The 11,025-nt window shown below is 52.5% G+C and carries 11 protein-coding genes; 3 read left to right on the top strand and 8 right to left on the bottom strand.

Translation table 11 applies throughout. The annotated features are described in order from the left end of the window. The 4 genes from ABD920_RS24920 to ABD920_RS06290 all read right to left on the bottom strand — a co-directional run. Positions 1 to 67, bottom strand: a 67-nt coding sequence (locus ABD920_RS24920; RefSeq protein WP_425568560.1) for a cytidylyltransferase domain-containing protein, incomplete at its 3' end; no start/stop codon positions are given. Beyond that, a complete protein-coding gene (gene pseC / locus ABD920_RS06300) occupies positions 64 to 1,242 on the bottom strand; it encodes a UDP-4-amino-4,6-dideoxy-N-acetyl-beta-L-altrosamine transaminase (protein ID WP_345157604.1) in 1,179 nt (392 codons plus the stop codon). The genes pseC and ABD920_RS24920, both read right to left, overlap by 4 nt. Positions 1,243 to 1,386: 144 nt before the next feature. Continuing rightward, positions 1,387 to 2,406, bottom strand: coding sequence for a UDP-N-acetylglucosamine 4,6-dehydratase (inverting) (pseB, locus tag ABD920_RS06295; RefSeq protein ID WP_345157601.1), 1,020 nt, complete (start codon positions 2,404 to 2,406; stop codon positions 1,387 to 1,389). Positions 2,407 to 2,512: 106 nt separating this feature from the next. After that, on the bottom strand, positions 2,513 to 3,841 hold the full coding sequence (locus ABD920_RS06290; protein WP_345157600.1) for a glycosyltransferase family 4 protein: 1,329 nt from the start codon (positions 3,839 to 3,841) through the stop codon (positions 2,513 to 2,515). 210 nt (positions 3,842 to 4,051) lie between these two features. Here ABD920_RS06290 and ffh point away from each other — a divergent pair, with 210 nt between their 5' ends. Next, on the top strand, positions 4,052 to 5,389 hold the full coding sequence (gene ffh / locus ABD920_RS06285; RefSeq protein ID WP_345157598.1) for a signal recognition particle protein: 1,338 nt from the start codon (positions 4,052 to 4,054) through the stop codon (positions 5,387 to 5,389). Between the two features lie 172 nt (positions 5,390 to 5,561). Here ffh and ABD920_RS06280 read toward each other — a convergent pair whose 3' ends face one another. Further along, positions 5,562 to 6,035: a nucleoside deaminase gene (locus ABD920_RS06280; protein ID WP_345157596.1), complete on the bottom strand. Its 474-nt coding sequence runs from the start codon at positions 6,033 to 6,035 to the stop codon at positions 5,562 to 5,564. Positions 6,036 to 6,659: 624 nt separating this feature from the next. Here ABD920_RS06280 and ABD920_RS06275 point away from each other — a divergent pair. Next, entirely contained in the window at positions 6,660 to 7,268 is a 609-nt protein-coding gene (locus ABD920_RS06275; RefSeq protein WP_345157594.1) for a hypothetical protein, read from the top strand. Here the strand turns inward: ABD920_RS06275 and ABD920_RS06270 are convergent. The 3 genes from ABD920_RS06270 to ABD920_RS06260 form a co-directional block, all read right to left on the bottom strand. Continuing rightward, complete coding sequence (locus tag ABD920_RS06270) at positions 7,265 to 7,867, bottom strand: hypothetical protein (RefSeq protein ID WP_345157593.1); 603 nt, start codon at positions 7,865 to 7,867, stop codon at positions 7,265 to 7,267. The genes ABD920_RS06275 and ABD920_RS06270 overlap by 4 nt on opposite strands. A gap of 276 nt (positions 7,868 to 8,143) precedes the next feature. After that, a complete protein-coding gene (locus ABD920_RS06265; RefSeq protein WP_345157591.1) occupies positions 8,144 to 9,100 on the bottom strand; it encodes a polysaccharide deacetylase family protein in 957 nt (318 codons plus the stop codon). A 383-nt stretch (positions 9,101 to 9,483) separates the two neighbouring features. Beyond that, complete coding sequence (locus ABD920_RS06260) at positions 9,484 to 10,017, bottom strand: DinB family protein (protein ID WP_345157588.1); 534 nt, start codon at positions 10,015 to 10,017, stop codon at positions 9,484 to 9,486. A gap of 223 nt (positions 10,018 to 10,240) precedes the next feature. On the opposite strand from ABD920_RS06260, the gene ABD920_RS06255 reads away from it, so the two are divergent. Next, positions 10,241 to 10,951 (top strand): class I SAM-dependent methyltransferase, encoded by a 711-nt coding sequence (locus ABD920_RS06255; protein WP_345157587.1) that lies wholly within the window; start codon positions 10,241 to 10,243, stop codon positions 10,949 to 10,951. Positions 10,952 to 11,025: the final 74 nt, after the last annotated feature.

Raw genomic sequence — 11,025 nt, 5'->3', positions numbered from 1 at the left:
CCCGGATGTTCTTGCGCGGGATGCGCTTGCTGCCGCCGCGGGCCGGTATGATGGCGATGCGCTTCACTTCCCCGCAAACTCCTTTACTTTCTCAATCACGAAGGCCTGCTCCTCCTGCGTGAGCGAGGGGTACATGGGCAGGCTCAGGCATTCGGCGTAATACCGCTCCGCCTCCGGGAAATCGCCTTTGCCGTGGCCCAGGCCGCGGTAGTAAGGCATTGTGTGCGCCGGTATGTAGTGCACCTGCGCCAGGATGCCGTGCCGCCGCAGGTACTCGTACAGCCCCTTGCGGTCCTGCACCCGGATGACATACAGGTGGTAGGCGTGGCCTGTCTCGCCCTCCGGGCCCAGCGCGGCGCTGCCGGTGCGCAGCGTCTCAATGCCTGCCGCCTCCCTGAAGGCCGCGTCGTAGATCCTAGCGATGCCCTTTCTCCTGGCAAGGCCGGCGTCGGCGCGTTGCAGCTGCGAGAGGCCCAGCGCGCAGAGCATGTCCGGGATGCGGTAGTTGTAGCCCAGCTCCTGCATCTCCATATACCAGCCGCCATGGTTTTCCTCCATTTGCTCAGGGTCTCTGGTGATGCCGTGGGTGCGCAGCCTCAGAAGTTTATTGTACAGCGCTTCATCGTTCGTGGTGACCATGCCGCCCTCGCCCGTGGCGATGTGCTTGACAGGGTGGAAGGAGAAGATGGCCAAGTTGGCGAAGGCGCCGTTGCCGCAGAGCTGTTTCCCCCCCTTGCCATCGAAGAAGAAGCCGCCCGGGGCGTGCGCCGCGTCCTCGATCAGCCACAGGCCGTGCGCGTCCGCCAGTTCCCGAAACGTTTCCATGTTCACCGGGTTGCCGGCAAAGTCGACGGGGATGATGCCGCTGTAGTAGCCTTTGGGCTTGCCCTCGAGCAGCTCCCGCACCTTCTCCACGTCAAGCAGGGCGGTGGCGGGGTCAATGTCGGCAAACTCCACCGTGCCGCCGCAGTAGCGCACGCAGTTGGCCGAGGCCACGAAGGTGATGGGCGTGGTGATGACCCTTGTGTTCTCATCCACGCCCAGGGCCAGCGCGCAGAGGTGCAGGGCCGCCGTGCCGTTCGAGACCGCCACGGCGTACGCGGCGCCCACGTAGCCGGCGAAGGCCCGCTCAAACTCGGCCACCTTCGGCCCCTGCGTCAGGTACTCCGACTGCAGCGTCTCCACCACGGCCTCGATGTCCGCCTCTGTGATGTGCTGCTTACCGTAAGGGATAGGCTTCATGGGGTTGTATTCAGGGTTAGATATCATCCTGGATAATTAGAAAATGTATTACAAACTCAGGAATTCAACAGCTGTTTTGGCTTCTGATGCTGTTGCTATATTTGTTTTCAGCCATTTCTAACTTCTATTTCAGAAAGCTTCATGCTATACCGTAAAATCAGGGTCCACGTGCTGCCTTATCTCCTCGCGAAGCTGTTCCACGCCCAGCCACTCATTGTTAGTCCCTGAATTATATTTAAAACCCATCTCCACCATTTTCCCTTTGTGCGCCTCTAAAAACTCTTCGGTTGACCACGTGGGTGTGGAAGGGAGAATGATGTAATATTTTTCCAGTTCTACGGTGTTGAGCGAGTCCGTCTCCGTGATCATCTCCTCGTGCAGTTTCTCGCCAGGGCGTATACCCACAATTTCCTGCCGGCAGCCCGGGCCTATTGCCTCCGCCATATCCGTTATAACGTAAGAAGGAATTTTAGGAACGAAAATTTCCCCACCCCAGTGGTGCTCCAAGGCGTGAAATACCAGTTCTACGCCTTCTTCCAGTGAGATATTGAAGCGGGTCATCTCCGGATGTGTGATCGGAAGCACCCCATCAGAACGCTTCTTCAAAAAGAAAGGCACCACTGAGCCCCTGGAGCCGATCACGTTGCCATACCTTACCACTGAGAACCGGATATTGCGCTGTCCTTTCATGTTGTTGGCAGCCACAAAAAGCTTATCGGAGCACAGCTTGGTTGCCCCGTAGAGATTAATGGGGGCGGCCGCTTTGTCCGTGGAGAGCGCTACGACGTCTTTTACGCCACAGTCGAGTGCGGCATTGATGATATTCTCTGCACCCAGAATGTTGGTTTTGATGCATTCCATCGGGTTATATTCAGCGGCAGGCACCTGTTTCATGGCGGCGGCATGCACGATGATGTCAATCCCTTCGCAGGCGCGCTTGAAGCGCTGTCCGTCGCGCACATCACCTATAAAATAGCGGATGGAGTTGTACTTGCTGTGGGGGAAAACCTGCGCCATCTCAAACTGCTTCAGCTCGTCGCGGGAGAAGATGACGAGCCGCTTCACCTGCGGGAAACGCTCATATACCATCTCCACAAACTTTTTCCCGAAGGAGCCCGTGCCGCCGGTCACTAATATTGATTTATGATTGAGGTCTAATGCCATGCTTGTCTGTAAATTTGAGGCCTGGGCTATCTAAATCGCCCAATCTGGCGCAAGTTACTCGTTTTTCAGCACAATATTCAATGACGGCAGGAGTGACCAGGTTAGGTTATTTTCGCATAGCCAGCCTTTTTACCACTTCGGCAAGTTCCGCTGTCAGGGCCCTTCGGGAGTAGCGGGCGTGGTTAATATAAGGTAGGTCCTGGTTGGGGTTGAGCAGCCAGGCTTTACTTAGTTGCGTCAGATGGTCTACCATCAGGTCATAAGCGGTATAGTGGAAAAGCCTTCCGGCGCCGCATTCGTCTATGATGCGGTCGGTGTCGGAGTGTACGGGGCCTAAGCAGATGATGGGCTTGTTAGAGGCAAGGTACTCGAATAGCTTACCAGGCACGTTGGCGTATACGGTATCCACGTCAGCGATTGCCAGCAGCAGCACGGTGCTCTGCATCAGGTACCGGATCGCTTGCTCGTGCGGCACATATGGGATGAACTCAGTAATCCCCAGTACGCCGGCTTTTTCGATGCGCTTCTTTACCCCCTCCGAAACCTGGCCAACAAAACGCAGCTTGTAATTCACCTCGCTGTGCACGGACATCATATGCGCCAGCGCCTTCAGGAAAACGTCAATGTTATAGTTTTCGGTAATGGTGCCGGTATAAGTGATAAGTAACTCGTCACGAGGGGGCTCTGAGGGGTATATAAAATCATCTTCGTCGTACCCGTTCGGGATCACATGTATCTTAGCCGCGTCGATGCGCACAGGCTTGTTCAGGAAGAGCCGCTTGGTGTCTTCGCTCGTCACGATAATGGCGTCGGCCTGCTCCAGCACCTGCCGTTCATATTTTTCGTCCAGACGTTTCGCCAGTGCAGTGTGCTGTAACTGGTCGTAGTAATGGATGTTTGTCCAGGGGTCGCGCAGGTCCGCTATCCAGGGTAAGTGATGCTGTTTCTTTAGCTTTAAACCGATGAGTTGAGTGGAGTGGGGAGGGCTCGTCGTGAGGATGGCTTTATATATGCCTTTCTCCATCAGCTCTTCCGCTTTTTTGAGGGCGTGCTTGTTCCATCCAACCCGCGCGTCGGGTATAAACAGGTTGCCCCGCACGAACTTGAAAACCTTGTCAACCACCGTGTCTTTGCCCTTTTGGTTGGCGAAACCGCTGAAGGGGATCTCATTTTTGCCAGTCAGCTTTTTGTAGTATTCGAACGGCTCTGTGGTAGCCGTTCGGTGCACCTCCAGCCCCTGCGGCACCTCTTTTAAAAACGTCGGGTCCAGGACAGGGTAGGACGCCTGCGCTTCATCTACCGTCAGCACCGTAGGCTGCACTCCGAACTCAGGAAGATACTTACAGAACTTTAGCCCGCGCTGCACGCCAGGGCCTCCTGAGGGCGGCCAGTAATACGAAATATAGAGGAGGTTGGTGGTGTCGGTTTTTTCCAAAGTGTTTTTCTCTTCTTACCTGTCGTCTCAAATATAATGATATTATTACGCACATCTGCAGAGGCTGTTTCTATTGCCCTGCCTTAGCAGCGCTTCCTGCACAAACGCGGCGGAATTTGCCCCAAAGCTTTCTGAAAGCTGAATTCTCCCTGGCTAAGATTCGTATATCATGAGGAGAATGCTTAATTTTGTAGATAAACCCAGAGAAAGATGTTTGATAATTTAAGTAACAAATTAGACCAAGCCTTTAAAACGCTGAAAGGCCAGGGAAGCATTACCGAAATCAACGTGGCGCAAACCATCAAGGAGGTGCGCCGGGCGCTGGTGGATGCGGACGTAAACTATAAAGTTGCCAAGACTGTCACCGATAAAATCAAAGACGAGGCCATGGGCCGCGATGTGCTGATTGCCGTGTCTCCGGGGCAATTGATGGTGAAGATCGTGCATGAGGAGCTGACCGAGTTGATGGGTGGCCAGAAGCAGGACATCAACCTGAAGGGCGAGCCGGCGGTAATCCTGATCGCGGGTTTGCAGGGTTCCGGTAAAACAACTTTCACGGGCAAGCTCGCGAGCTATATCAAGCGCCAGGGCCGCAGTGTGCTGGTGGCAGCCTGCGACGTGTACCGTCCGGCTGCAATTAACCAGCTCCAGGTGCTGGCACAGCAGGTGGGGGTGGAGGCTTACACCGAGCTGGATAATAAGAACCCGGTGCAGATCGCCCTCAACGCCATAGAGCACGCCCGGAAGACGAACAAGAAAGTTGTCATCATCGACACCGCTGGTCGACTGGCCGTGGACGATGCGATGATGAAAGAAATCGCTGAGATAAAAGCCGCCGTGAAGCCATCGGAGACGCTGTTCGTTGTAGATTCGATGACGGGGCAGGATGCGGTGAACACGGCCAAAACCTTTAACGAGCGCATCAATTTCGACGGCGTGGTGCTGACGAAGCTCGATGGCGACTCGCGTGGCGGTGCCGCCCTTTCTATCCGCGCTGTGGTTGAGAAGCCGATCAAGTTTATATCCACCGGCGAGAAGATGGAGGCGCTCGACTTGTTTTACCCGGACCGAATGGCCCAGCGTATCCTGGGAATGGGTGACGTGATCTCCCTGGTGGAGCGGGCCCAGCAGGCCTTTGACGAGGACGAAGCCAAGCGCATCAACAAAAAGATTCGCAAGAACCAGTTCAACTTCGATGACTTCCTGACGCAGCTGGAGCAGATCAAGAAAATGGGTGATATCAAAGACCTGGTAGGCATGATACCCGGTGTTGGCAAGGCCCTGAAGGATGTGGAGATTGACGAAGGCGCCTTCAAACCGATAGAGGCTATCATCAAGTCCATGACGCCAGCCGAGCGGGAAAACCCGGATATGATCAGCGGCAGTCGCCGGCAGCGCATCGCCAAGGGCAGCGGCACCGACATCACGCAGGTCAACAACCTGATGAAGCAGTTCAACGACATGCGTAAGATGATGCGCTCAATGAATAAAATGTCGGGCAAGCGCGGTGGTCTGGGCAACCTTGCCAACATGATGAAGCAGCGGTAATTTTTACATACCTTTTTTCACAGCAGCGGCTGCACTTTTAGGGGTGCAGCCGCTGCTGTTTTAGGCGTTATATATAGGAACAAGCAACATTATCCCTTCTGTAGATTTCATATGTGGAACATAGCGTCATAATTATCACATCAGCAAAAAAGGCATCTCCAACAGTGATTTGCTAATAGCTTTGTCTTCCCTCGTTCTGCTCCCAGGCCTCAAACCCTGCCTTTGCCTCCTCTGGCAAAAGTTGCTGCATCGGGATTTTACGCGCCTCAAGCGGTTTCCCGATTTCCTCATAGATAAGGGCATCGTCAAAGCCGATGCGGGCCGCGTCCTGCCGGGTGTTGCCATAGTATACTTTCCTGAATCTGGCCCAATAGATGGCCCCGAGGCACATAGGGCAAGGTTCGCAGCTGGTATATAGCTCACAGTCGGAGAGGTCGTAAGTGCCTAGCGCCTGCGATGCCTTCCGGATGGCATCTACCTCGGCATGGGCGGTTGGGTCATTGGATGTAAGTACATTGTTATATCCGCGTGACACGATCTCCCCTAGCCGGACCACCACCGCCCCAAAGGGCCCGCCATATCCCGCTTTCATTTTATCGACCGAAAGGCGGATGGCCTCCCGCATAAATTTTTGATCTTTATTCATAATTTTCCAGGTGCTGGCACAGGTTCATTGCAGCTATATAGATGCTCTATATAAAATAAGCTTTCATACGTATATAAAATCTAAATATACAAGAACATGCTTAGGTTCGGTCTTCTTTCCTTCTTTAGCTTTATTAGCCAGTCATGTGTGTCGGTTGAACAGGATAGGGTGCGCCGATGCAGGAAATAATAGCGCGGGGTTCGGAGCAGCGTCTGACGGTTACCTATACCATGCAGACCGTCGGGAAAGAAGAAAACTTGCGAAGCAGCATTTAGTTTTGACCCTGTAGCTTTGGAGATAAGTACCTGGTATATGATGGGAGACTGTGAATGTTGTTGCCGCAAAAAAAATAGCTTACGTGACACTTGTGCTAAACTATCGCATACTCGTCGCGTAAGCTATCCCAATTTTCCCCTTTTAAGGTATAGGTTGGGTGAAATCTATTACATCATTCGTATGTATAATTACGCGGTATGAGGAGGTAGGTTTAGGTATAGAAATATATACCAGAAAAATTACAAAACACTTGTAAAATAAATATTTGGATGAGGAATTTGTATTAGTAATTTACAATCCATCATTAATTGCTCGTCACTCAGTATTGTAAAATTAAATCTCTAAAATATGAAAAAAGAACCAAGAATGGCTTTTTTGCTCACCCTGATGATCAGCATGATCAGCTTGGGCAGTTGCACCACCACGCGCGAAAGTGAGGTGGGCGACGAATTGAGCGATTTCAGGAATTGGGTAAGCCGTGAGACTTCCCAACTCGCCAACCGCACGGAAGAAGACTGGCAACAGACAAAGGAGGATTTCCGGACACGCACGCAGGAACTTGACCAGAAACAGGAGCAGTTTTCAGCTGAGCTGAAAGAAGAGTATAAACAGCTCAAACAGGAGTTTACTGAAGCTGACGAGTCGTATAGGAAGGCAAGAACTGAGGCGCGCATGGCTGAGTGGGAGGGCAAGCTGCTTGGCCAATGGGCTGACACGGACACGATAAATGCGGCTAACGTGCGCGACGCGTACATTACATTCATGGAGAATGTGCGAACACTTAAATCTGGATGGTCGAATGATGACTGGGATATGGCTAAGATGGTGTTGCAGCAATTGAATGACCGCAAAGAGGAGATTAATGCCGATATAGACACTGACTCAGAAGTGAAAATAAAGGCCCTTCAGATGGAGTTCCTCACGCTGGAGACAGCCGCTGACGTTGGGGGCAATTAAACGATGATGCGGCCTTCCCGCGCATCGCCGTACAGCACCGACAGCCCCGCACCGTGGCGATAACCGCTAAACCATGCCAGCAAGGCATCAAACTGGTGCCAGTTCTGAGGGTACTCCTGCAGTTTGAAAGGCAACAAGCCTTGCAGTGCCTCCGCGTAAACAGGCAGCAAGGTAAGGTCTTTTTTGTATCCCTGCAGCTCCGTCAGCAGCACGCGGATCAGCGCGGATGGGTACGTTTCGAGAACAGCGACACCTTTTTCCGCTAGCTGCGCCCTAAGCCGCATCGCCCGCGCCGTCAGGCCACCGATAAACATCGGGGACATGGCTTGTAGGCTGCGGTCGGCCTCGCGGTAAAAATAGTCGGATGTGGTGGTGCTCGCCGTCTGACTATATACCTTGGGCAATGTTAGCGGGGCGTCTAGATATATAACCTTCGCCTGTAGTTCCAGCACCAGGTCCTGTAGCCAGTGGTCCGCATCCTGCCCGGCGGGGCTTTGCCATATATGCAATTGCCCCTGAAGCACCATTGCGGCTGCAGTTGTGCCCGACTGCCTGGCGCCATAATCCACGCCCATATGCTGCTGTGTTTTCTCCTGCATCCTATATACTCTTCTACATGCTGATTCCCCACCCACTGGGCTCATTCCTCATACGTATTCCGCAAAGGGGCTGATCATCGCGGAGCTTCCGTCAGAGCTACCTGCCCTCTCAGAAGCTGCATTAATGTCAGATTGTACGTGTGTTCTTCTTTGTAGTGACAGTATTTGCCTCCTGTCTTATCTTATAAATCATATATATAACAGCACTAGGTGGTGCTGCGGATGAAAAAGCAGCCTAACTGTCTTTAATAAAAGGGGCGGACATAGATGTCAAAGTCATAGCCCTGTATAATGATCGGCCGCTTGTTTTGACTGGTCTGCCGGCGCTTCCCCCAGGTTAAAGCGCTCTACCATGTGCCGGTGGAGTGTTGTGCCTCCCCAGTAGCCGCTGGCAATGCTGCGCCTGATGGTGAATAGCGGCGCCTCGGTATCCAGGCTGTTCGCCAGTTGAAAGGCGGCGGTGATGCCGCGGCTCCGGAGCTCCGGGACAGCCTCTTTGTTCCAGAGTCCAAACGGGTATGCAAAATAGGTAACAGGATTTCCAGTGATTTGCTCCAGTACCACCTTTGGCTTCTCTACCTGCGTCAGCCAGTCTTCGGGTTTAAGCTTCTTCACGTTCTGGTGATCCCAGGTATGGCTTCCGATCACATGCCCCCGTTCCGAAAGTTCCTTCACCTGCGCCCTGCTCATATAGCGAGGCCTCCCCAGCGAAACCGTCATCACAAAGAAAACACCTTTGTAACCGTACTTTTCAAGGATCGGTGCAGCAATGGTGTACTGATCGAGGTTTGTGTCATCGAATGTCAGCATCACGGGCTTGGAGGGGAGGGGAGTGCCGGTGGTGAGGTAAGCCAGTAACTGGTCAGGCAGAATGGCATGGTAGCCACTATCAGCCAACATACTGATCTGCTCTTCAAAGCGCGATATGGGCACAATATAATCCTTCGCCTGTTTTGAATCAGAAGGAAGCCAATCCCGGATCTGGTGGTAGCACAGGATGGGCACCTGCGGTTTAGCCAGGATAGTTGCTGCCTCTGCCTCCAGATTGATGACAGGGTTAATATTGCTGGCCATATCAACTACTGTGGAGTCGGCTAAAGGGGCTGCTCCGAAGGCTTTGTCAGGAAGTGTAGCTGGCGATAAAGTTGGGGTGGTTACAGGCTCGCAGGAGGCGAGTAAAAAGCTTGCGGCGGCAGCAAAAATGCTCCAGCTGCGGGTAATCTTCTTCTTCATATAAGCGGAAAGGTGTGTTCTAAAATAGTGTTTTTAGTGACACCTGCTCCTGAAAAAGGCACATATATTTCAAAGCTATATATACAATTAAGGCAGAGGGCTTTATAGGTTATTCCCTTCCAATTTAGCCGCTGTAAGTATCGGACAGCACTATCAAGGGAGCTTATTTGGTTTACTTATAAGGCTAACCTGAACAATCTGACTGCAAATAAAAGAGGGGGATAGGAATGAGCAATGAGCAATTGGGACAATTACACTTTATATGTGCACCAGCTTTCCAGGGATAAGGGTCCTATAGCTCCTTCTCATCGCTGCTAAAAGGAGAGGTTCAGTTTAGCCAACTATTCCTAAACACACGAGCCTTTATCAGGACACGACAGAATTTAGCTTACTAACTGATTTTTCAGGTGACGGATGGCGCGGAGGTGGTGGTCGAAGTGATCCTGCAGAAAGGTGAGAGTTTGGGAGATGGTGAGGGGGCCTACAAACGGATGTTTAAAAAGGCACTTCCCCCGGAGGTGGGGCGGTATGTCGGTGAGCACATCCTCGAGCTTAAACCGGATATCGTCCCATTCCTGGCGCAGGGCAGGAAGTGAGGCCTGCTGCGGAACGTTTGCCACGGAGGGCGGGGCTTTATACTTCCGTCCCGACTGAAGCGCTAGCTTGAGGAGCAGTGACTTGAATGTGTGGGAGAGAGAAGCGGAGAGCAGTTGCTCCTGTTGCCCTAACTTGTGCTGCACATAACCCATCGTAACCTTATCCACGAGCAGCAAGTGCGCAATGTGCTGTGCGATCGACCATTTGCCCGCTGCCGCCGGCATGTTCAGCAACTCTTCGTCCAGGCCCTCCAGCTCATCCAACAGCCGGTTGCGCGACTTTTCTAACCGCAGGTATTTTGCTTCCAGTTTGAGATCCATAAGCTGAATGGAACTTGATGCCTCTGTACTCATGTGATCCGGTGTTGAAAACTTAACCTAAAGCTACATTTTTTTTCAAATCATCCAATAAATATATCAGTAAATTATATATGCTTTCCCCTATGCGATACAACTTTATTCCGCTGTGTCAGATTTTGATGAGGTCAGGCTTTTACAGTTGTGCAATTGTGGCGAACTTGCCTGTGTCTTAAATAACATGCGTATGAAAAACGACCCGATGGGAACCGCCATGTCAGACTACCTGCAGGGGCATACAGAGGCCGAAGTGGTGGTGGCCAGTAACCTGACTGAGGACGATGTGATCCCGGCATATTACCTTTTCAGGAGCGTGAAGGAGATGCCGGAACTGGAACTGCTGGCACTGGATGCCTGCCGTGGGACCATTCTGGATATAGGGGCGGGGGCCGGCAGCCACAGTCTGGCACTGCAGGAACAGGGGAAGGACGTGACTGCCATCGATCTTTCGGCCGGAGCGACAGCGGTGATGCGGCAGCGGGGAGTCCTGAAAGTGCTGCACGAGGATGTGCTGGCGCTGAAAAACAGGCAGTTTGACACGCTCCTGCTGCTCATGAACGGCATTGGCATTGCGGGCAACCTGATGGGACTGGGGCGTTTTCTGCAGCACGCAAAGACCCTCCTGAAGCCGGGCGGCCAGATTCTGCTGGAATCCTCTGACATTTTATATATGTATGAAGACGAAGACGGCTCTGTGCTGCTCGACCTGAACGCGGGCTACTATGGCGAAGTGAAATATAACATGACGTACAGAGACCAGGAGAGTGGGTGGTTCAACTGGTTATACATCGACCCCGCCATCCTGGAGGACTATGCCACAGAACAGGGCTTTACGTTTGAAGTAATCTATGAGGGTGAAGCCGGCAACTACCTCGCCTATCTTTCGCTCCTAAACTAAACGACTCTTACTGCCTCAGATAAGAATAACGCCTTTTATTTGACGGGCACTAAAGGGCTATATATACAGGGTTG

Origin of the sequence: Pontibacter saemangeumensis, from assembly GCF_039541895.1 — a bacterium.
In the GTDB taxonomy this organism is placed as follows: domain Bacteria; phylum Bacteroidota; class Bacteroidia; order Cytophagales; family Hymenobacteraceae; genus Pontibacter; species Pontibacter saemangeumensis.
The sequence above is the reverse complement of the archived record's forward strand: the minus strand, read 5'-3'. Positions and strand labels throughout refer to the sequence as shown.